A 22694-nucleotide genomic window follows, 5' to 3' on the forward strand; every position below is an offset into this window, starting at 1 on the left:
TTACTCCTCCTTGTTTGAAGTTATTGTTTCTTTTTTTCCTGCCAAAGCGCTCATAACAGCATGAGCACCTATTCCTATGGCTGTAGCTGTTAAAATCGTTAACCCTACTCTATCTACTGTAGATTCAACCCCACCAATAGCAGGAGGTCTTATATCACTTGCAGCAACAGGTCTTTCTGTAGCATATTTATCCCAGAAGTTTGGTTCTGAACAACCTATACAACCTCTACCAACACCTATAGGCCAGTTAGTTCCATCGTTATATCTAACTATAGAACAGTTGTTGAAGGTAAATGGTCCTTTACATCCCATCTTATATAAACAGAAGTTATTTTTTGCACCTTCGTCTCCCCATTCTTCAACAAATTCTCCGGCATCAAAGTGAGCCCTTCTTTCACAGTTATCGTGAATTCTGTACCCAAAAGCAAATTTAGGTCTCTTTAGAGAATCAAGTTCAGGTAATGAACCTGTAAGAACGTAATGCATAATAACTCCAACAATATTCACTGGATTTGCCGGACAAGCCGGAATGTTTACAACAGGAACACCACTAACAACATCCATTACTCCTACTGCTCCGGTAGGATTAGGATAGGCAGCTGGAACTCCTCCAAAAGATGCACATGCACCAACTGCTATAACAGCTTTAGCATCTTTAGCTAATCTTCTTACTCTTTGAACACCAGTTTCAGGATGTCTTCCAGTTGTAAATGCATACTCCATTTTTACTGGAATTGACCCTTCTACAAAAAGTAAATACTGACCCTTGAATGTTTTAACAGCATCTTCAAGACACTTTTCTGCTTGATCCCCTGCAGCAGCCATGAGTGTTTCTTGATATTCTATGGAGAGATAATCTAATATTAGCTCATCAACTGTAGGAGCAGAAGATCTTATAAGAGCTTCTGTATTTCCATCACAGTCTTGAATGTTTATCCATATAACAGGGACTCTATTCATAACTTCTGCAGCTTGAGCAACCAACGGCTCAAAAGACGGTGGGAGCATTAAAGTTGCGGTCATCATTGAAACCCATTTAAAAAAGTCTCTCCTTGAAATATCCCACATTGAAAGGTATTCATCAAACTTTATATCATCTTCTCTAACAGGCTTTTGTGATTTAAGCCAGTTTAACCTCTCTTCTGCCTTTTTGTAAAGTTGATCGTAATACTCTTTCCCTTTATTCGTATCTATAAGGTTTGTTGGTTTTATAAACATCTCTCTTAAAAAATCTCTTCTAAAAAATTCCATAGCTAAACCTCCAGATAAAGATTTTTTTATTCGGTAGAAATTTTTTACCTCTTACGTAGTGGTGGTGATCTTTCTCTTTTTAAAGTTTTCATTTCTACATCCCTGAATAGTTATTCATTCATATAATGATAAAAGCAAAAAATTTTTTGTCAACGTAAATGTTTACTAACCTTAGACTTCCAATTCTATACTTTTTAAAATCATATCCGTTCCGTCTATAACATCTATATTAAAACTTTGGCAAAATTGACAGACAAAGTTGTAATCTTCAATGGTAAAATCCTGATTACAGTCATTACATCTACAAATTACACTTTGAATTTCAATGACAAACTCTGCATTTTCTGCTATAGTTTTTTCTTTAAAAGTATTGAAAGCCACCTCTAAAAGATGTGGCTCTACTCCGGACATTTTTCCTATTTTCACTACTACTTTTGAAACAGATTTTGCATTATTTTTTCTAGCGTTTTCTTCTATAAGGTCTAACAAACTTTGCACTATTGAAAACTCATGCATCTTAACATATCCTCGGAAGTATCTCACCAGCTGGTGGCTCCATAATTCTTGAAGATCCATAAGAAGCTTTCAGTATAACTCTTTTCTTCCCTTTGGATTTTACTTTTCCTATAAGTTGCGCATCTTTTCCAAGGGGGTTTTTCCTTAATGTTTCTAAAGTTTTTTCCGTATCTTCTTTTGATACTGCTAATACTATCCTACCTTCGTTTGCTAAAATATACGGTTCTAAACCTAGCAGTTCACATAATCCTTGAACCTGTGGTTTAACAGGTATTTTCTCTTCCAAGACTTCTATTTCCACACTTGAACTTTCAGCCCATTCATTTAAAACAGCAGACAATCCGCCTCTGGTAGGGTCTCTCATAGCCTTTATTTTTACGTTTACTTTTATTAAGTCTTCTACTAAACTCCATACGGAAGCACAGTCTGAAGTCAGGTCTGTCTGCAAATCTATACCTTCTCTTTGAGCCATAATACAAGCTCCGTGATCTCCAACAGTTCCCGATACAATTATAATATCTTCTTCTGATAAATTATGAGCAGATATTCCTTCGTAAACTACTTTCCCTAATCCAGATGTATTTATAAAAATTTTATCAACAAAACCTTTTGGAACTACTTTTGTGTCCCCTGTCACAATTAAAGCACCTGTTTTTTTCAGCTCTTCTGCCATAGATTTTACTATCCTTTCTAAATCTTCAAAAGGAAAACCTTCTTCTATAATAAAACTACAGCTTAAATACAATGGTTTTGCTCCCATTACAGAAAGATCGTTTACAGTTCCAGCCACTGCTAACTTTCCAATATCTCCACCATTGAAAAATATTGGAGATATGGTAAAAGAATCTGTTGTAAATGCAATTTTTGAATTTATGTTTAAAATGGCAGAATCTTCCATACTTGAAAGAATCTCATTGTTAAAATATTTAAAAAAAAGTTCTTTTATCAATTTTTGAGTTTCTTCTCCGCCTCCACCGTGAGCAAGCATAATTTGTTTCATTGTTTAAAAACCTCCGGATTTCCATACTTATAGTAAGCCGCGCAGGCACCTTCTGATGATACCATACACGAACCTAAAGGATTTTCAGGTGTACAAGCTTTTCCAAAAACTTTACACTCATAGGGCTTTGCAATACCTTTAAGAATATCTCCACATATACACAGTTTATGGTCATCTACTGGTTTATTTGGAAGAATATCTTTAAATACAACTTCAGCATCTAAGAAAGAAAATTTATCTTTAATTTTTAAAGCTGAAAATGGAATATCTCCTAAACCTCTCCACCGGAACGTATCTCTAATTTCAAAATACTTTTCTATTAACTTTTGAGCTTTTATATTTCCTTCCCAGTTAACAGCTCGTGTGTATTGTATTTCAACCTCTCTTTTGTTTTCTTTAAACTGTCTAATTATTTTCAAAACACTTTCCATAATATCAACTGGTTCAAATCCAGCTACAACTATAGGTGTTTTGTAAGAATCAACTATTTCTTTGTATATTTTGGCTCCGGTAATAACCGAAACGTGAGAAGGTCCTATAAATGCATCTATCCTTGCTTCTTTACTTTCCATAATTGCTTTTATAGGAGGAGGCACTAAAACGTGATTTACATGAAAAAAAACGTTTTTTATTTTATTCTCTAAAACTTTTTCCATCACAGATGCAGTCATAGGAGTAGTTGTTTCAAAGCCTATTGCAAAGTATATAACATTTTTATCAGGGTTCTCCTGTGCTATCTTTAAAACATCAAATGGAGAGTAAACCATTTTTACGTTCTTCCCCTTTGACCTCTCCTTTGCAAGAGAACTCTCAGAACCCGGAACTCTTATCATATCTCCAAGTGTAACGAGAATATTCTTTTCATTTTGACATAAAGCTATCCCGTGGTCTATCCTTTCTTTTGGCATTACACAGACGGGACATCCTGGACCATGGATAAATTCTATCTCTTTCGGAAGAATTTGCTTTAAACCATACTTCATAATAGTGTGTGTATGGCCACCGCAAACTTCCATTATATTAATAGGTCTATCTATTTCTTTCTCTATTAGTTTAGAAATTGCAATAATCTTTTTTCCATCTCTAAAATCTTTTAAAAAATCTACTTTTCCCATTGTTAACTTAATTCTCCTTCTTCTTCCAAATGTTTTACAATTTCTTCATATATCTTTAAACTTTCCAAAGCATCTTCCTCGTTCATTTTAGTTATAGCGTACCCAACATGAATAAGAACATAATCTCCGACGTTAACAGATTCTGGAAGGAGATGGAGAGAAACTTTTCTTTTTACACCCATTGTATCTACTATCGCTGTTTCGTCTGGAAAAATTTCCTCTACTCTTGATGGAATTGATAAACACATTTTCATACCTCAAATGAATGATTATTCATTAATTATATTAATTAAATTTTTAAAAATTGTCAACCTAATGGGTTAAACATACCGAACAAACATCAAAACTTCTTAAAACCATCTGTGCTTTCAAAGGATCTTCTAAACCTACAATTGCTTTTTCGGCCGGAGATTTAAATTTATTACATCTTGATCCTAAGTTCCACATTGTTGGCGTAATTATGCTGTAGCTTTTTATAACCCCTTTTTCTACTTTTACTTTATGTATCAAAGAACCTCTCGATGCTTCCACATAACCAAAAGCTTCACCGTAAAGTTTTTTGTAATCATTTGGTTTAATGTAAGATTTTTCATTTACATTTATCTTTAAAAGCCAATCTTTCATGTTTATTAGTATTCTCAAAATTTCATCAACTCTTGCCCATACTCTAACTAAATAGCTATCTTTATAGGTACGATAAAGATTAAAAAATAATTCTATTTCCGATGTTAACCTTCTTGCCAAAGGTCCAGTTTGCATAGGTAATCCATCGTACCTAACACCGTTTGCATAAGTATATCCTGTTTCTTTATTATGCAAAATATTAAAATCTTTAACCTCTTTTATCTTTTTTAGATTAAGTTTACATTTTTTCTTTTTTATAACACCTTTATTTATACAAGGATACACAGTTGACACTGTAATAAAATGTTCATAAGATTGTCCTTCTTTATCAAGACCAGATTTTATACAAAAATCTATAAATGTAGTTAAATCTCCACCTTTTGATTTTGATAAAAATTCTTCTAAGTTTTTAACGTTTAAATAATCTTCATAACTCATTCCAAAAATCTCTTCTTCTGTATACTTAATTAGCCTATCTACTATAGATAAAGCATCTACTATATCGGTTTTTAAAGGCTCGCTTGTTACGCCACCAGGAATAGCATAGGATGTATGAGGCCATTGTCCTCCAAAAATAGCAATGATTTTTACTATTTCAGAAGAATACTTTACAGCCTTTTTCCATTTTTCCCCTACAAAAGGTTTGAATTTTTCATTTTCCAAAGAAGGAAATAACTTTAAGAAATCAGGCATAACAAAAAGATAAAACCATTTCAGATGATTTTGAACAATTTCACTACAGAGGGTTATTTGTCTTATAAGCTTTGCTTTTTCAGTAATCTCTACATCTATTGAATTATTTTTGTAAAGGTTTTCTATAGCGTTTACAGTTGCCATAAGATGAGCATGACCACAGATACCACATATTCTTGGATTTATAACCAAAGCATCTAACAAATCCCTTCCTTGTAAAATATGCTCAAAACCTCTATAGTTGTAAGCAACAATGTAAGCATCAGATATTCTTCCATTTTGATCCCAGCAAAGTTTAAGGTTAACATCACCTTCAACTCTATTTAAAACAATTTTTTGAACTCTCATATTAATCAGTATCTTCCAACTTTTTATTTAATCTTTGATTTGTAAATGTTTTTGCTACACCTGTTAGCATTATATAAGCTCTTTTTGTTACACCCAGTGGAACTTCTTCAGGAATCCCTATGTTAGTTTTCGTCTCAAAGTACTTTGATCTTAGAGGAAAATCAAACTCTGTGCAACCGATACACGGCATACCACTTCTTGTTTTTGAAGACTTTTCATTCCAAAGTATTTTATTGCATGGAGAGTGTGTTAAAGGTCCCCTACATCCTAACTCGTAAAATAAACATCCTTCTTTAGTTCCAAACTCATGAGCCTCAACTTTCCATTCAAAATACTCATTTCTAATGCATCCATCATGGGCTAAGTACATGTAAAAATCTTTAGGTCTGTTAAAATTATCAAGATTAATATCGTATCCAAAATCGAGACTTAAAATAGTTCTTACTATCCATTCAGGGTGAGCCGGACAACCTGTTATATTTATAATTTGGTATCCAGATTTTGTTTTAAAACTCTCCCCTAAAAAACCTCCTTTATCTTTAAATCTGTACTGTAAACCATTTACGTTTTCGTTATACAAAGCAGGAAAATTTCCATAACAGGCACAGTTTCCAACTGCCAAAATGTAATCTGACTTATCTTTTAAATTATTTAAAATCTCAAATACATCAAACCCTTGGAAAAACACTTCATTCTTTTTATTGCTGACTGCACCTTCAACTACTAAAAAATTCAAACTCTCTTTTCCGGAAAGTATTCGTTTATATACATCTTTAAACTCTATTTCCGAAGTAAGTATAGGGTGGTAAAGAATGTTAATATTACTTAAAAATGTATCTAACAATGTATCGTTTATAGACAAAAAAGAATGTGAGTTTCCATTGCAAGTTAGACCTTGTATCCATACAAGATTTTTCAATCCTTTTTTAATGCTCTCCAAATGTTTTCTCCTATATCTTCTGCATACTCTATAGGTCTTTTAGGTAGTACATTCTCTCCTTTTAAAAATACAATACCACCCAAGGGTCCCATCACAGTAACAAATGCAGGGAAAAAATCCTGCTGTCTTAAATCTCCTTTCTTTGCACCTTCTTCCAAAAACAACATCAATTCAGTTACAACACTACTCACACATAAAAATCCTTCACATCCTTCCTTAAAAACTTCCCTGTTTGAGAGAAAAACTCTTAAAAAGTAATCAATAAGCTCTGGCTTTTCTTCTGCTATCTCTATAAACCTTCTTACTAAAAGTAATATTTTTTCTCGTGTAGATATATCCATTTCAGAAATCTTTCTTATCTCTTCACCTAAAATATTGGAAGAGTATTGCATTATATACTTTGCAAGCTCTTCTTTAGATTCAAAGTAGTTGTAGAAGTTTCCAACGCTCATTCCCAAAGCTTCAGCTATATCAGGAATAGTAGTGTTGTAAAAGCCTTTTTCTGCAAACAACTTTAAAGCAACATTTACAATTTCTTCTTTCTTTTTCTCCTTTAAACGTTTTCTAATCAACATCTACTCCATCATTTCTTTTTTAAACTTTATATATTTTATCCATTTATCCATTCCTTCTCCACTTTTTGAAGATACTATCAGAATGTCTGCTTTTGGATTCAATCGCCTTACCTCTCTTTTTACATTTTCAACATTAAAATCAAAGTAAGGTATTAAATCAGATTTTGTTATTAAGACGATATCGGCAGATCTAAACATAACAGGATATTTTGCAGGTTTATCATCTCCTTCCGGAACGGAGAGTAAAACTACGTTTACATGAGTTCCTATATCGTAAGATGCAGGACATACAAGATTTCCTACGTTTTCAACAAACACTATGTCTAAATCCTGTAAAGGTAAATGATGAATGCCTTCGTGAACCATAAAAGCATCTAAATGGCAAGCTTGACCGGTTGTAATTTGATAAGTTGGAACTCCTTTTGCCTTTATTCTTTCTGCATCTTTATTTGTTTCTAAATCTCCTTCTATAACTCCTATTCTGTACTCATCTTTTAAAAGATCTATCGTTTTTTCAAGTAAAGTTGTTTTACCAGAACCCGGAGAGCTCATAAGGTTAAAAGATAAAATTCCATACTCTTGAAAATGTTCTCTATTGCTTTGAGCCTGTTTATCGTTGGCATCGAGTATCTTTGTCAAAACCTCTACAGTCTTTTTATCCTCTGTAATATGATTAGTATGAACATGATGATGGTGATGACCTTCCTGATGTTCATGTGTAGTTATAGAGCATCCACAGTCTTTACACATTTTTAAAACCTCCTTATTACAGTTTAATATTAGCTGTTTTTGTTAACTTTGCAAATTTAACTCCATTTAATCCAGATATACTGTTTACCACGTTTAAAATCTCATCTGCTTTTCCTTTTATAATTATCACTTCTAAACAGTTATGATGGTCTAAGTGAATATGTGTAGAACATAAAATATTTATATAATGGTTATGTTGTATATCTATCATCTTTTGAGATAATTCTCTTTTATGATGATCGTAAATAATTGTAAGGACACCTATTACCTCTTCTTTTGGTTTATTCCAGCTTTCTTCTACAGCAAACTCTCTAATCATATCTCTGATAAATTCTGATCTTGAAGAGTATTTATTTTTAATAACTAAATCGTCTAAAAAATCTGCAAGGTCTTTTGGTATTGAAATAGATATTCTTACCAGCTCCTTTTCCATAAAAAAACCTCCTCAATCCCAGTCGTGAATATGATAGTGTGTATGGATAATATTGTTATGTCTGTGTTTGTGAATATGTACCAGATTTGCTTTAATAAGCAAATTTTTATCCTTTAAAAATGTTTCAACTTTACCATCGTATAAAATTTTATGATTTTCTCCCAATACAATAGTTCTTTCTGCTAATTCTCCAGCGATACTGAGATTATGGGTTGTTACTATCATAGTAAGGTTCAAATCGTTTAAAAAGTCTATAAACCAGCCTGTTGTCTTAGGATCAAGGTTTGAAGTAGGCTCATCAAGGAGTAAAACTTCTGGTTCTATGGCTAAGATAGATGCGAGACAAACTTTCTGTTTTTCACCACCACTTAGGTCAATAGGGGATTTATCAAGATATTTAGTAATACCAAAAATATCAGCCCAGTATTTAACTCTGTCATCTATATCACTAAAATCAAATTGCCTAAGACCAAAAGCAATCTCATCATAAACTGTTGGGTTAAACAGCATAACATCAGGATTTTGAAAAAGCATAACAACCTCTTTTCTAAACTTTTTGTTAAAAGATTTATTTTTTAATTTGTTTTCATCTAACTTTTCTCCTTTGTAAAGATAGATACCTTTCTGTGGAAAGATAAGTCCGTTTAAAATTTTTAATAAGCTTGATTTTCCTACTCCATTTATTCCCAGTAAAACTACTTTTTCTTTTTCATTAACAGAAAATGTTATATCACTTAAAATAACGTCTGTTTCACTTCTATATGTTATCCTCTTTAACTCAATCATTAAAAAATCCTCTTGATTTCATTGCCTGAGATATTTCTTTATTAGATTTTAAAGATTTATCAAAGAAAAACAAAGTCAAGTATCCGTATAATTTTAAATAATTATCAAATGATAAATTTTTAACAGTTCGACTTTTTATAACCATCTTAAATTCCTTAAAAAGTTTTTTATAATTTAGTATTTGACTGTAAGTCAATATTAAAACATAACCTAAATCCTTTGAAAAGGAAAATACTTTAAATAAGTTTAACTTGGAAAATGTATAAATCGTAAGATAAGTAAGTGCAAAGACTCTAAGATTTATAACTGTTAGGTAATCTGCATTAATGTTGTTTCTAAAAAATCCGACTGTAAAATAAAGAATAGATACAGACCCTGTAAAAAGTATAGTAGAAACAATAACTTTTTTTGTTATTTTTAAAGCATCTTTAAAACTAATAGCTATCAAAAATAAGATAGTGGATACAAGCAAAACTTTATTAGAAATTGAAGATATAAAAATCATAGTGATTACATACACCAAAAAAAGCAGTTTTTCATACATTAACAAGTCCTTTTGATTTTAAAATTTTATAGACTGAAGCTGTATATAACCCTTCAACTATACCCGCCAAAAAGTGAGGTATCAACAAAGCTGGAATTGTAACATTCCAAGAGAAAGGGAAATAAAGAGGATTTCCACTGTTATCGTGAGCTATTAACGGAATAAGCCCAAGGACAAGAGCAACTATCAGAGCAGATAAATTTATAGAAACCCAACCAGATATAAAACAAGAAATCTCTTCCTTTAAGAAGTTTTTCAAAAACTTAAAAATTAAGTATGCGCTAAGACTTCCAAAAAAGGATATAGATAGACTATTTACAGGGAAAGAGGTAATCCCTCCTTCCCCAAATAAAACAGCTTGCAAAAACAAAATCAAAGATGTTGAAAAAAAACTAATCCAGTATCCAAAAACTATCGAAAGTATAGCAACTCCTGTAATGTGAACAGAAGTTCCTCCAAATACAGGAAACGATATAGACATAAGAATGAAAGATAGGGCAGATAAAACAGATAAGGTTGGAAGAGTATCTTCATTAAGATTTTGTTTGATCTTTTTAAACCCGTAAACTAAAAGTCCTAAATCTACTATATAAGCTGGAACGTAAACTATAGGAGGAATAAAACCATCTGGTATATGCATCACTGACTCCTTAAAAAAGTGCGGAGAATGTTATTATTAATCTGTACTTTTCCTTCCCTTCTCCTCCTTGTTGGGTACTTTCTTCGTTTAAACGTTTCCATACAGGTAGCTTAACCCCTATTCCTAAACTCGTGCTTTTATAATATAATCTTCCGCCTAAAACGCCGTAAAGTATCTTTCCTCCAGAACCTTCAGCTTTTATCCCATCTTCTTTATCTCTTTGATTGTATTGATACGTCGCCTCTAAGGAAGTATCTAATCTTAACTTCTTTTCGGGAACAGTTAAAACTCTATAGGTTAAAGCCGTATTAAATCTAAATTCGTCTCCGTATTTATACCTTTTATTACTTCCATCTAAATTTTTGTAATTGTAAGTTTTTTCAAAAAATTTTATATAATTTGTGTCAAAAAGGATTGTAAATCTGGGATTACTCACAAGCTGTTTTGTAGCAGTTTGACCTATCATTATGTAGGGTTTTCCAAAACCTGTAGCCATATCCGCTTCAAAATCGTTTCTAACTTTATCTACTGTAGACCCATTGTAATCTCCCGTAGGGATTGAAAAACCAAAGTAAGTTGTAAAATGCCAATCCATCATATCGTCAAGACTTTCTTTTTTAGGAACGAGTTTAAAACCTTTGTCATACTTATAGCCTAACACAGCCATAAAAGATATATCAGCAAAACCAGAAGAAGTAAAGTTATACTGCCCTCCCGACGGATTTTCTTTTATCTCTTTCTTTGTGTAATAAGGAATGAACATATAAGCAGATAGATACGGCTTTATACCATAACCAATTCCATAAGTCCAAAAGTAATACTCATCTTTTTGATCAGGAAATTCAGACCAACTGTATTTTTTCCATTTTACATAATCAAGTTTCCCGTAAAACAACCAACTTCCTTCTGGTAGAGTTGCACTACTTGAGGTCTCTAAGGGAGCTCCCGGACCTTCTAAACCTGCTGCTCCTAAAGATGCAACTCCGTGATGTGCAAATGCAGAAATAGGAATCAGAGAAAAAATTCCTACTAAAACTTTTTTCGTCATCTTACACTCCTCCCACATTTAAAAATTGATATAAAACCAAATATTCCCAAAATTAGTCCAATTCCTACAAATACTTTTTCATATCTTTTAAACACACCCTCATCTAAGGACACATAACCTGCTTTTTCTACTGATACTTTTACAGTAGAGCCGTGTCCATCTTCTGAAAAAATTTTGACTGACCAATTACCTTCTTTATCCGGAACAAAAACAACTCTTCCAAGAGCATCTGTCCTTCCTACTTGAAAAGGGATCTTTTCACCATCTCTATAAATTTCAAAGTTTTCATAAGAAAATTTTGTTCCATCTGGAAAGTAGAATGAAATCACTACAGTATCATCAACTTTTTTAACAGAATGCTGTAAATCGTGAGCAAAGACAGATACTGTCAGAAAAAGTAATAAAGAGAGGATAAGATTGAGCATTTTACTTAACCTCAAAGTTCAAAGTTGAAGTATAAATTGTAAAATCAGCTTTTTCTGATTCTTCTTTTAACTTTAAAGATGTTGAAATGTTTTGAATGCCACCGTGTTTTATTCTAATATTTATTTTACCTTCTTCTTCGGTTGTTCCTATAGGTTTTTCATCGTAAGCAACAACAGTATCTCTAACGGGCTTTCCGTTTAAAGTAACCAAAAATGTAATTTTATCACCGATTTTTACGTTTTTTATATTATTTAAAGGAGTAATTTCTAAATTAGCTGTTAAAGGTTTATTTATATCAGAATCCAATCTTTTAACATACTCTACAGACTTCCAACTTTCTAAAGGTATTTGTACTTGATTTTTAGGTAAATTTTTTAATCCGTAGGGCGTTTTTGTCCAATATCCTGAAGAAAACCCTACAAAAACAGCATCGCATTTTCCAAAAATTTTTAAAGGATAAGACTTTTCAACTTTTATACTTTTTTCTTTTCCATCTTGAGAAAAACATTTTACTTCAAAGACAGCATCAGGATTGTACTCAATACTTCTTTGTTCATTGTCTAATGGATTTAAATGTCCATAAAAAAGGATGTAGAAATTATCTTTTTTTTCTAACCATAGATCGTGAGAAAAAGCTATCCCAACTGAAAACAAGAGAGGAATTAATAACTTTTTCATATCTCCTCCATATTAAAAATTTAAAATTTTTAATACTATATTAATGAATATTTATTCGCTTGTCAATAAGCGAATAAGAATTAAGTAAATTAGAGTTATATCAATATAAAGGTAGATTGCTATTATGAAAATAAAAATTAAAATTGTTATTAACTTAAAACTAAAGTTAATTTCCGAAATTTCTTTTTACAAACAAGAAAAAAAGTGGAATAATCAGTAAGTTAACAACTATCGCAAAGGATAGACCACCAAGTATACTTATAGCAAGATTTTGTATAATTTGAGTTCCACTACCGATTGATAAAGCTATAGGTAGCATTGCTAAGGAGTTTGATAGCATAGTCATTGTAATAGGTCTAAATCTTGATGAAACTGCTTCTAAAACTCTCTTTATTTCGTTTGTTTCAGTACTGTTTTTGTAAAAATCAAATATTAGAATGTTGTTGTTTATTGTTATACTTAAGACTATAAGTATTCCCATTAGTGCTGTGATGTCTAACGGTTTACCTAATATAAGTAATAAAGCAAATATTCCAAAGAGAGGTAGGATTACAGCAAATAGTATAGATAAACTTATTATAACATCGGCAAAGACTAAAGACAAAGATATAAATATAATTAATATAGCTAACGTTATGGCTATACTCATTTCTTTAAATGATTTTTTTTGTTGTTTGTAAAATCCAGATAAAACTGGGGTAATGTCAGAGGGTAAGTTCATCTCACTTATAGTAGCATTTATAACTTTTATAGCTTCAGACATGTTATCTCCTTTAAACCTGCTTGTTATAACCGCAACTGGAGAAAGGTTGTAATGAGTTATTTCTGGTACGTTATTTTTTAGTTGCAAATATGCAATTTGATTTAAGGGTACAAAACTATCAGATTTTGGCGAGTAAATAAGTGTTTTTTCTAAGTCGTATAAAGATGTGTTTTTTAAATAAATGAGCCTTAAGTTTATAATCTGCTCTCCTGATATTATACTTCCAAAAACTTGCCCCCAGTAAATTGTGTTTAACTGGTTATATATATCATCTACGGTTAATCCGTATATTTCGTAAGATGAAGGCTTTACTTTTATAGTTATTTCAGGAGCTGTGTAGTTTGTTTTTAAGTTGACTTCTTCTAATATGCTTTTTTCTCGTAGCTTATCTCTAAGTTTTTCTCCGTAGGTTATTAGCTTGTCTGGGTCTTTTCCGTAAAGAATAACAGAGATAGGAGCTTCTTCTCCCATAATATCTGCAAGACGGTCTTCTATTACCTGTGGTAAGTCAAACTCTTGTAAATTTTTAAACCTTGTCTCAACTTTTTCTCTGATTTCATCTTGAATCTGAAAGATAGACCTATCCCTATCTTTTTTTAAAATAACTAAAAAGTCTCCTACGTTAGAAGACTCTGATAAATGACCTAAAGACGTTCCTATCCTTAAAGTCCAGTTTTCAACCTCAGGAATACTGCTGATTATCTTACCTATTTCCAGAGCTTCTTTATAACTATCTTCTAAAGATGTTCCAGGTGTAAAAGTAAAGTCTACCACCAAATTACCTTCATCCCATTTAGGTAAGAACGTAGAAGGGATTTTTGTATATAAAAAGTAAGTTAAAAGAAAAAGGATTATAATTACAGGTATTGATAGGTAATCAAACTTTATGGCTTTTTTGAAAAAGTTTAAGTATTTTAACTTAATCTTCTCTATAAAGTCATTTTCTTGTTTAGACTCTTCTGGAAGAAGCAAGTAGGCCATAATAGGAACGAAAAATATTGCTAAAATTTGAGATATTAAATAAGTGATTACCATAACAATAGCTAGCTGTTTAAAGAAAACTCCTACTATACCAGATACGAGTATTAGAGGAATGAATATTAGGACAGATACTAAGGTTGCAATAGTCATTATTGGTAGTATTTCTATAGACCCATCTATGACAGCTTTATACTTAGGCTTTCCCATTTTTTGATGTCTTTCTAAATTCTCTATAACGATAATTATGTGGTCAACTAAACCCCCTATAGCAGCTGCCATACCTCCAAGGGAAAATAGGTTAAAGTCTATTCCAATAAGTTTAATTCCTATAATTGTCGTGAAAAAAACAACAGGTATGATAAATAGGGTAACTATGGAGATTTTTACTTTTCTTAGGAAGATAAAAAATATTATTACAGATATTAAACTACCAAGTACAATAGCATCTCTTACACTTTTAATTGACTGGTCAACAAATATGGTAGAGTCGTAAGATTTAACTATTTTTACTCCATCTTTTGCTAACTTTTTATTTAAACTTTCAATTAAAGCGTCAAACTCATTTACGATAGATATAGAATTAGCATTAGGTTGTTTTAACAGGTTAAACACAACTGCATTTTTGCTTCCTGAAAAAGCAGACGTAGCCCTTGAAGGATTTGTAGATTCTACTATCATAGCTATGTCTGAGAGATTTAGGTAGTTTCCAGACTTTGTTGGTATTCTAACGTCAAGTAGTTTATAGATGTCTTCTGGTTTTTGATTTAAAGAGAGAATAAACTGTTTATCCGCTGTATCAAACTTACCTATAAAGTTTATCTGAGACTGTTCTCTTAAAACTTGTAAAAGGATATTGGGGTCTATTTGATTTTCTACAAGTTTGTTATAATCAATTACAATGTGGTACTCTCTCCATAAAGGTGCTCTTAAATCTATATCGTAAACACCATTAATAGAAAGCATAACTGGTTTTAAATTGTAGTAAAGGATTTCTGTTAGTTTTTCTCTTGGAAGGACGTCGGAAGTTATGGCGTATATAGCTATTGGATAAGCACTTGGAGTTGCCTGTCTTACAAAAACTTTTGCATTAGGTGGTAGATTACTTCTTATATCAGCCATTTTTGCTTGAACAAGTTGAAGAGCTACATATGGGTCAACATTCCAGCTAAAGTAGAGATTTATCTCTGTAGAACCTACTGAGGTTTTAGACACTACCTTTTCAACGTACTGGACACTTTTTAATGACTCTTCCACTGGTTTTGTTATTTCTATAAGCATCTGTTTTGTAGGTGTATAACCATTTTCAATTGAAACTTCTACTCTTGGGAAAAAGACATTTGGAAAAACATCTTTTGGTATATTTAAAGAAAGGTAGTACCCTACAGCTGACGTTAAAAAGAGAAGTAGAATTATAAAAATCTTTCTCTTAATTAAGTAATGAAAAAATTTTTCATTAATCATTTCACTTGTACTCTTACATCGTCATCTAAAGTGTAAGGCATAGACACGACAACGGGCGAACTTTCGTCAAAATCGCCACTTAAAACAACTTCGTCAGTTAAATCTTTTATAACTTTTACTTTTACTCTTTTTGTAAGGTTGTTTTTTACAGTAAGGATGTAAGTCTCTCCATCTTTAATAAACACAGATTTTTTTGGTAGCTGATAGGCTGATATCTTATTTAATGAGATAGAGACAGGTAAAGTGTAGTTTAAAGGATAGTTAAAATTATCTTCTAACTTTAACTTTATTTTTATAAGATTTGAAGAGGATACAGGAATTATTTGTAAAACAGTCGCTTTTGTCCATCTATCTTGTATTTTTATATTTACAAGTTTTTTGTTTAAGTAGTTAACATAAGGATAATTTAGCATAAGTGTTAAAACGTTATCATTTGGGTTATAAACTCTTGCTACTTCTGTCCCAAGTCCAATGTAAGTATTATCTGGGACAATGTTTAGTATGTAGCCTTGACAGTTAGATACAACATTACTTTTGCTTTTCTGTAATTTTAACAGCTTAATTTGAGCATCTAAACTTTCTACCTGTCCTTTTGCTGTTAAATAGCTGTTTTTTAAGTCTATCAAATCACTTTTTGACTTTAAACCAAGTTGGTAAAGTTTTTCATAACTTTTTATCTTTTCTTCTAAATTTTGCATCTGTAAAACCGTAGCTTCTTTTTCTTTTAATAGGCTGGTAATTTTTAAATCAGTAAAGTTGTTTGTAGTTTTACCTACTATTTGACCTTGTTTTACAAAATCACCATTGGCTACGTTTGAAGTAAAATAACCTTCAGTTTGGGAAGTTATACTACAGTACTTATTTGCTTCAATTTTTCCAAATGTTTCTACTGTAAGTTCTGTTTCTACCTTTTTTGGATACTTAACTTCAACTTTTATAGTATTATCTAAACTGTACGTTTTTAAAGTAATAACCATAAAAAACAACAGAATTTTTCTCATCATTGATATATATCCCCTGTAATCTGATGTTTTAAAAGATTATAGTTAAAAAGTATTTCATACTTAGTTTTTATGTACTCTTGGGAAGAAGCTGAGTAGTCGTTGTAGTATTTGTTTAAAGTAATAAAGTCTGCCATCTTCATCTTATAAGCAGTTACATATCTGTTGAAGTTATCTTTTGCAATGTTTATTTTCTCTTTAAGCATTTGAATTACTTCAAGATTAGTGTATAACTTGCTAAATGTTGTATTTATATATTCTGTTAAATCTATAACTTTTTGATTTTTGGTTATTTCTACTATATTTTTCCTGTTTTCTAAACTTAAAAGTCTGTACTTAACAGATGGGTTAAATAGGTTCATATTTAAAGAAAGTCCGTAAATAAACTGATTTCCATTTCCCGTAGGGTCTTTGTTCCATTGATGCTCTACAAATAGATTTAAATCAGGTAGCCAGTACATCTTCTCTTTTTCAAATTGGTACTTTAATATAGTGCTTTCATATTTTAAGGTCTGAAAATCAGGACTGTTTGTTATAAGTTTATCTCTTTCACTGTAAAGATTATCTACCTCTTCCTTTTTGGGAAAGTCTAAATTTGAGTTTAAGTTTACATTCTCACCACAGAGATTTTTTAGATTTAAAGTAAATAGATTTAACTCTTCTTGGTACTTTAATAGAAGTATCTTTTCAGTTGTAAGCTGATACTCCCAGTTGTTAAGCTCTATCTTTGGCATTATATCACTTTTTACGGCTTCTTCTACGCTTTTTTTAATTTCTTCAACAATACTTATTTTTTCCTGCTGGAGTTTTATAAGTTCTTGGATAGTATGTATCTGGGTGTAAAGTGTAAGTATTCTGTAAAAAAGATTTTCTTTTTCTTTTTTTGTCAAGGTTAGCTGTCTTTGTTTTTCAGCCAAAACAACATTAGCTTGATATTTAGTTTTATTAAATACATCTACAGCATTACTAATGTTGATTGTGGTTATGTTGTATGGTTGTGTAAGTTGGGTTTTTACTCTTGAGAAAGAAGAGTTTAAGTTAAAGTTAACATAACGGCTTGCCTTTAGCGAGTCTAAATCAAAGTTGTAAACTTTTTCTGTAGTACTTTCAGCTTTTTCTATAAGATTGTTTTGTTTTGCTTTTGAAAATAACTCATAAATTTCATCACAGAAAGAAAAATGATATAGGGAAAGTATAATAAGTATTTTTAAACTAAACCTTGACTTCATGGCAAGAGTTAGTTTCTAAACTTTTTTCTGTATCTATCTCAAAAAACTCTTTCGTTTGTTCAAAAACTGTCTCTTTATCGTTATCTATGGTTATCATGTGATAACTATTTTCTAATATTAAAAGTTTTTTCTTCTTGGAAGAGATATTTTGGTAAACTGTGTAGGCACTTTTTACACTTGAGACATCATCATACTTTGAATGGATAATTATCACAGGTTTTGTTATAGTTGGTAATTGTTTTATAAAATACTTAGAGAAATCTAAAAGCTCCTTTAAAACAATACCTGTAAATCTATCGTAAACAAAAGAGGGTTTCTCTGCAAGACTTAAAACTTTTTTTCTAACTTTATCGTTTTTTATGCCGTAAGGATACTTTTCTTTAAAGTAAAAGATATGTTTTAAAGGTGTTGATAGAACTAACGGAAGAAATATTACTGTTTTAGGTATTGTCCAGCCATCAAGGTAAACAAGAGGCGACCAGCTGGCTACCGCTTTAACCTTTTCACTTTTTTCAGATAAAAGTAAAGCTATCATTCCTCCTACACACAGACCTGCCAAGTATATTTCTTCATAGTCTTTTTCTATAGTTTTTAACAGTGTTTGACCAGCTTCTAACCAGTCCTGCCATTTAGTTTTTTCTAAATCTTTTATCGTACTGCAGTGCCCAGGAAGGATAGGACAGTAGACGTCATAACCTTCTTGGTTAAACTTTCCTCCTATCCATCTAAGCTCAAAAGGACTTCCAGTAAGTCCGTGAAGTAATATTAAGGCTTTTTTACCTTCGCCTTTTAACATAAAACCATCTTTATAATTCATCTTTTGCTATCCTTGAAAATTGTATATCAAGAAACTCTACTGCAAGGTTTATCTCTTCATCTGTGATATCAAGTGAAGGTGCTAAAGTTAAAACATTTTTGTAGTATCCTCCTACGTCTAACACTAAGCCGTAAGTCTTTTCATTTAAGTTTAAGTTTGCTTTAAGTCCTTCTTCTACTATTTTATCTGTTAGTTTTTTTGATGGTGTGTATCCATCTTTTTCACATATCTCCACTCTTAATGCAAGTCCTAAACCATCAACATCCCCTATAAACGGATACTTTTTCTTTAAATCTTTTAAATAATTTAAGAATTTTTCTCCTTTTTCTTTTACAATTTTCTCGTAATCTTTCTCTTCAATTATTTTAAATACCTCTAAACCAGCTCTAACGCCTATAGGATTAGACGAAAAAGTAGAATGGGTACTTCCTGGTGGGAAAATTTCTGGATTTATAAGTTCCTCTTTAGCCCATAAGCCTGATAGTGGATTCATTCCGTTAGTTAATGACTTTCCAAAAACTATTATGTCTGGTACAACACCAAAATGCTCAATACTCCAAAGTTTACCAGTCCTATAAAATCCCATCTGTATCTCATCACTTACGAGTAAAACTTTATACTCATCAAGGACAGGTTTTATCTTTTTAAAATAATCTTTAGGTGGGATTATGTATCCTCCTGTCCCTTGTATAGGTTCTATATAAAACGCTCCAAATTCACAATTTTTCGTTTTTGGATTACAAACTGTGTAGTATTCACTTTCAAATAGTTTTTCAAACTCTTTTGCACAGTATAGGTCGCAAGTTTCTTTATCCTTTCCGTAAGGACATCTAAAACAGTAAGGAAAAGGAATAAAAAAAGCTCTATCAGAAAAGTGTCCATATCTTTCTCTGTATCTATAACTTGAAGTAATATTGGTAGCTCCTATCGTCCTACCGTGATAACCTCCCATAAAGGCAAAGTTAAGATTTTTTTTGGTGTAGTTTCTTACTATTTTAAGGGAATCTTCAATAGCCTGAGAACCTCCAACGTTAAAGTGAACTCTACCTTTTACTTTAAACCTGTCTTCTACAGACTTTGCTATCTTGTAAGATAAAAGTATCTTTTCTTTTGTTAAAAACTGGGAAGCAAGCTGTCCTAAAGTATCCATCTGATTTTTAATTCCATCGTTTATCCTTTTATTGTTATAACCAAAATTACAAGCTGAGTACCACATCTGCAAGTCAAGGTACTGTTTTCCTTCAAGGTCGTAAAGATAGCTTCCTTCTGATTTTGCAAATATTTTTGGTGGATTTAAGTAATGAACAGTATCTCCAAAGGAACAATACTCAGATTCAAGCTGAAGCAACTCTTTTTCTTCCATTTAAAAATTCCTCCGATTTTAAGTAATTGATAACGTCTTTAAAATTTTCTATCTTAATAGGACTGCGTCCTATTGATTTAAGATACTGATAAAGTTTTTCTTTTGCAAAAACATTTTCTACTGTAGAAGCAACACAAAAATCAGACCTTCCATCTCCAACATAAAAAGTTTTATCTTTATAGCTTTGTTTCTCGTAATGTTTACACTTACAGTTTCCCATACCTGCTTGACAAAAAGGATTTTGGTAAGGAAAAATAACTTCCAATGTTTTATCATTTATAACAAATTCATTAGATAAAATAGCATCAACTTTTACTCCGTAGTTATTTAAAATTTTTTCTATGAAGTATCTAAATCCGTCGCTTAATATAACTACTTTCCCGTTATACTTTTTTATGAAATTTACAAAATCCTTGAAGAAAGGGTCTATCTTAACTGTGTTTAAAAATTCATCAATGGTATTTTTATCTACGTTTCTAACAAGGGATATCTGTTTTTGTAAACACTCTAAAGAAGATATTTCTCCTTTTAACCATCTTTCTTCAATTTCTAAATACTCTTTATCAGCAAACTTTTCTAAAAATGTGTCTACTACGTCAACTTCTGTAATAGTTCCGTCAAAATCACAGAAAAAAATCAAAATCTTACTCCTAAAAATTTAATCACTGCTTTATTTTATTTCTGAAATATTACAAAAAAATTACAAAATTAAGAAAGTATCAGCTCTACGGAAGTTCCTAATCCTTCTTGACTTTGAATGTTTACCTTTATGTCTAAAAGGTCTGAGTAAATTTTAACTATTGAAAGTCCTAAACCTAAACCTTCTGAGTTATAGGATTTATAAAACTCGTCAAAAATATTTTTTAGGTCTTCTTCCTTTATTCCTATGCCTGTATCTGATATAGTGATTTTAATCTTGTTTTCTTCTTTTTTTGCTTTTATAACTAACTTACCTGAAGGCTTGTTAAACTTTATAGCATTACTTATTAAATTTTGAAGTATCTCTTGAAACATCACTTCGTCTATCTGTATCGTTAAATCTTCTTCAACATCTACAAAAACTGATAAGTTTTTTTCTTTTATTTGATTTTCAAACATTTTTAAAACTCTGTCTATTACTTGATTTAGATTTACAGTTTTGTAATCTGGGTAAAAATTCTCTTTTGTTAAGTATAGGTTTTTCAAAACGTTAAAAATGTTTAACATATAAATGGCTAACTCTCTTATGTTTTTTAAAGCTTCAACGTAATCTTTTTTTTCTCTGTCTTTTCTTAGAGTTATATCTATGTCTGTTAGAATGGTTGTTATAGGTGTTTTAATCTCGTGGGACAGAATCATTACAAAATCTTTTTCTTTCTTATAACTTTCTTTTATGTGGTTTAGTAGTCTGTTGAAAATTTCTATGATTTCTTTAAACTCTTTTGAGTATTTATTACTGTCTATTGGTTTTAGGTCTAAAATTGATATTTCTTTTATATCATTGTAAAGCTTATTTATATTTTTCAGATTTTTATCTACTACAAAGTAGATAAAGCCGTTGGTAAAGATTAACGTTAAAAAGTAAAGAAGTATTAAAATATCGTTATAGGTATCTAAAATTTTAATAGCTCTATTCATGTTTTTAAATATTATCACGTGATAGTTATCCATTGTAAAGTGCATTAATCTGTAAGTATTTTTCCCAATTTTTACATTTTCTATCGTATTTTCTTTTAACTTTTTCGTAATTTCATAAAGTTTTTCTGTGGTGTCTAGGTCGTGAATAGTTTTGTAAATAAGTTTTCCATCCTTATCGTAAATTATGATTTCTATGTCATAATCTTTAAACACGTCTATATCGTCCATTAAGTCTTTTTGCTGAATCAGTCTTTCTATTATGTGTTTTCTTTTTTCAATCTCTGAGTCTATGTTATCGTATACTAAACTTTCAAGCATAAAGTATGAAGTAAAGCTAAATAAAGATAGTAAAATTATTGAAATGGCTAAAAGTTGAATTGTAAGCTTAAATTTTAAACTATTACTCTTCATCAAAGATGTATCCTAAACCTCTTATAGATTTTATGTACTTATGGTTTTCGTCTTCTATTTTAGTTCTCAGTCTTGATATTAAAACTTCAAGGGCATTACTGTTTAACTCAAATGATAGGTCATAAACAGCATTGATTAAATTGTCTTTTGTTAAGATTTTTCCTTTATTAAAAATAAAATATCTTAAAAGTAGATACTCTTTAGAAGAGAGTTTTATAAGCTCCCCTGATTTTTTTACTGTAGATTTAGATAAGTCTATCTCCAAATCTCCTATACGTATAACAGAAGATTTTATGTCTTTATCTCTTCTTACAACCGCTCTTATCCTTGCTAAAAGCTCATCAAAGTCAAAAGGCTTTGTTATGTAATCGTCAGCTCCTGCATCTAACAGCTCTATTTTATCTTTAACTTCATCTTTTGCAGTCAAGACTATAACAGGTGTTTTTATACCACTGTTTCTTATCTTTATTAATACATCTTTTCCACTTATGTCAGGAAGCATTAAATCAAGAATGATAACATCGTAAGACTGGGTTGTAATAAAATCCAGAGCTTCTTTTCCTGTATAGACTAAATCCACTATAAAGCTTTCTTCTTCAAGACCTTTTTTTATAAGTTTGCCTAACTTTTTTTCATCTTCAATGATTAAAACTTTCATAGTCAAAATTTTATCACAATGAAACT

General features: G+C 31.1%; 24 protein-coding genes. All 24 read right to left on the minus strand.

Going from position 1 to position 22694, the window contains the following annotated elements:
• The 24 genes from Q385_RS0101365 to Q385_RS0101480 all read right to left on the minus strand — a co-directional run bounded on the left by Q385_RS0101365 (window position 1) and on the right by Q385_RS0101480 (window position 22668).
• Window positions 1–1251, minus strand: coding sequence for a hydrogenase small subunit (locus tag Q385_RS0101365; RefSeq protein WP_028949939.1), 1251 nt, complete (start codon window positions 1249–1251; stop codon window positions 1–3).
• A 171-nt stretch (window positions 1252–1422) separates the two neighbouring features.
• A complete protein-coding gene (gene hypA / locus Q385_RS0101370) occupies window positions 1423–1767 on the minus strand; it encodes a hydrogenase maturation nickel metallochaperone HypA (protein WP_028949940.1) in 345 nt (114 codons plus the stop codon).
• A 1-nt stretch (window position 1768) separates the two neighbouring features.
• On the minus strand, window positions 1769–2767 hold the full coding sequence (gene hypE, locus Q385_RS0101375; RefSeq protein WP_028949941.1) for a hydrogenase expression/formation protein HypE: 999 nt from the start codon (window positions 2765–2767) through the stop codon (window positions 1769–1771).
• The gene (gene hypD / locus Q385_RS0101380; protein WP_028949942.1) at window positions 2764–3882 is read right to left on the minus strand and encodes a hydrogenase formation protein HypD; all 1119 of its coding nucleotides are present in this window, start codon (window positions 3880–3882) and stop codon (window positions 2764–2766) included. The genes hypE and hypD overlap by 4 nt, the downstream gene beginning before the upstream one ends.
• Window positions 3883–3884: 2 nt before the next feature.
• Entirely contained in the window at window positions 3885–4130 is a 246-nt protein-coding gene (locus tag Q385_RS0101385) for a HypC/HybG/HupF family hydrogenase formation chaperone (protein WP_028949943.1), read from the minus strand.
• Window positions 4131–4194: 64 nt separating this feature from the next.
• Complete coding sequence (locus tag Q385_RS0101390; RefSeq protein ID WP_028949944.1) at window positions 4195–5547, minus strand: nickel-dependent hydrogenase large subunit; 1353 nt, start codon at window positions 5545–5547, stop codon at window positions 4195–4197.
• A gap of 1 nt (window position 5548) precedes the next feature.
• On the minus strand, window positions 5549–6487 hold the full coding sequence (locus Q385_RS0101395; protein WP_156925192.1) for an NADH-quinone oxidoreductase subunit B family protein: 939 nt from the start codon (window positions 6485–6487) through the stop codon (window positions 5549–5551).
• A complete protein-coding gene (locus Q385_RS0101400; RefSeq protein ID WP_425427184.1) occupies window positions 6463–7062 on the minus strand; it encodes a TetR/AcrR family transcriptional regulator in 600 nt (199 codons plus the stop codon). The genes Q385_RS0101395 and Q385_RS0101400 overlap by 25 nt, the downstream gene beginning before the upstream one ends.
• Entirely contained in the window at window positions 7063–7812 is a 750-nt protein-coding gene (gene hypB, locus Q385_RS0101405; protein WP_028949947.1) for a hydrogenase nickel incorporation protein HypB, read from the minus strand.
• A 16-nt stretch (window positions 7813–7828) separates the two neighbouring features.
• Window positions 7829–8245 (minus strand): nickel-responsive transcriptional regulator NikR, encoded by a 417-nt coding sequence (gene nikR / locus Q385_RS0101410; RefSeq protein WP_028949948.1) that lies wholly within the window; start codon window positions 8243–8245, stop codon window positions 7829–7831.
• 12 nt (window positions 8246–8257) lie between these two features.
• Entirely contained in the window at window positions 8258–9031 is a 774-nt protein-coding gene (locus tag Q385_RS0101415; RefSeq protein ID WP_028949949.1) for an energy-coupling factor ABC transporter ATP-binding protein, read from the minus strand.
• Complete coding sequence (locus tag Q385_RS0101420) at window positions 9024–9575, minus strand: hypothetical protein (RefSeq protein WP_051524371.1); 552 nt, start codon at window positions 9573–9575, stop codon at window positions 9024–9026. Before Q385_RS0101420 ends, Q385_RS0101415 begins: the two co-directional genes overlap by 8 nt.
• A complete protein-coding gene (locus tag Q385_RS0101425; protein ID WP_028949951.1) occupies window positions 9568–10215 on the minus strand; it encodes an energy-coupling factor ABC transporter permease in 648 nt (215 codons plus the stop codon). The genes Q385_RS0101420 and Q385_RS0101425 overlap by 8 nt, the downstream gene beginning before the upstream one ends.
• Window positions 10216–10225: 10 nt before the next feature.
• Window positions 10226–11263, minus strand: a complete 1038-nt coding sequence (locus Q385_RS0101430; RefSeq protein ID WP_028949952.1) for a transporter — start codon at window positions 11261–11263, stop codon at window positions 10226–10228.
• Window positions 11260–11688 carry a hypothetical protein gene (locus Q385_RS0101435; protein ID WP_028949953.1) on the minus strand — a complete coding sequence of 143 codons (429 nt, stop codon included), beginning with the start codon at window positions 11686–11688 and terminating at the stop codon, window positions 11260–11262. Before Q385_RS0101435 ends, Q385_RS0101430 begins: the two co-directional genes overlap by 4 nt.
• A 1-nt stretch (window position 11689) precedes the next feature.
• Window positions 11690–12367, minus strand: a complete 678-nt coding sequence (locus tag Q385_RS0101440) for a DUF4198 domain-containing protein (RefSeq protein ID WP_028949954.1) — start codon at window positions 12365–12367, stop codon at window positions 11690–11692.
• Window positions 12368–12533: 166 nt separating this feature from the next.
• A complete protein-coding gene (locus tag Q385_RS0101445) occupies window positions 12534–15572 on the minus strand; it encodes an efflux RND transporter permease subunit (RefSeq protein WP_028949955.1) in 3039 nt (1012 codons plus the stop codon).
• Window positions 15569–16576 carry an efflux RND transporter periplasmic adaptor subunit gene (locus tag Q385_RS0101450; RefSeq protein ID WP_028949956.1) on the minus strand — a complete coding sequence of 336 codons (1008 nt, stop codon included), beginning with the start codon at window positions 16574–16576 and terminating at the stop codon, window positions 15569–15571. The genes Q385_RS0101445 and Q385_RS0101450 overlap by 4 nt, the downstream gene beginning before the upstream one ends.
• The gene (locus Q385_RS0101455) at window positions 16573–17802 is read right to left on the minus strand and encodes a TolC family protein (RefSeq protein WP_028949957.1); all 1230 of its coding nucleotides are present in this window, start codon (window positions 17800–17802) and stop codon (window positions 16573–16575) included. The genes Q385_RS0101450 and Q385_RS0101455 overlap by 4 nt, the downstream gene beginning before the upstream one ends.
• Entirely contained in the window at window positions 17786–18619 is an 834-nt protein-coding gene (locus tag Q385_RS08800; protein WP_051524372.1) for an alpha/beta hydrolase, read from the minus strand. The genes Q385_RS0101455 and Q385_RS08800 overlap by 17 nt, the downstream gene beginning before the upstream one ends.
• Window positions 18609–19982, minus strand: a complete 1374-nt coding sequence (locus Q385_RS0101465) for an aspartate aminotransferase family protein (protein ID WP_028949958.1) — start codon at window positions 19980–19982, stop codon at window positions 18609–18611. Before Q385_RS0101465 ends, Q385_RS08800 begins: the two co-directional genes overlap by 11 nt.
• The gene (locus Q385_RS0101470) at window positions 19954–20622 is read right to left on the minus strand and encodes an MtnX-like HAD-IB family phosphatase (RefSeq protein ID WP_051524373.1); all 669 of its coding nucleotides are present in this window, start codon (window positions 20620–20622) and stop codon (window positions 19954–19956) included. The genes Q385_RS0101465 and Q385_RS0101470 overlap by 29 nt, the downstream gene beginning before the upstream one ends.
• 68 nt (window positions 20623–20690) lie before the next feature.
• The gene (locus tag Q385_RS0101475) at window positions 20691–22010 is read right to left on the minus strand and encodes a sensor histidine kinase (protein WP_028949960.1); all 1320 of its coding nucleotides are present in this window, start codon (window positions 22008–22010) and stop codon (window positions 20691–20693) included.
• Complete coding sequence (locus tag Q385_RS0101480) at window positions 22000–22668, minus strand: response regulator transcription factor (protein WP_028949961.1); 669 nt, start codon at window positions 22666–22668, stop codon at window positions 22000–22002. Before Q385_RS0101480 ends, Q385_RS0101475 begins: the two co-directional genes overlap by 11 nt.
• Window positions 22669–22694: the final 26 nt, after the last annotated feature.

Origin of the sequence: Sulfurihydrogenibium subterraneum DSM 15120, assembly GCF_000619805.1 — a bacterium.
Lineage (GTDB): Bacteria > Aquificota > Aquificia > Aquificales > Hydrogenothermaceae > Sulfurihydrogenibium > Sulfurihydrogenibium subterraneum.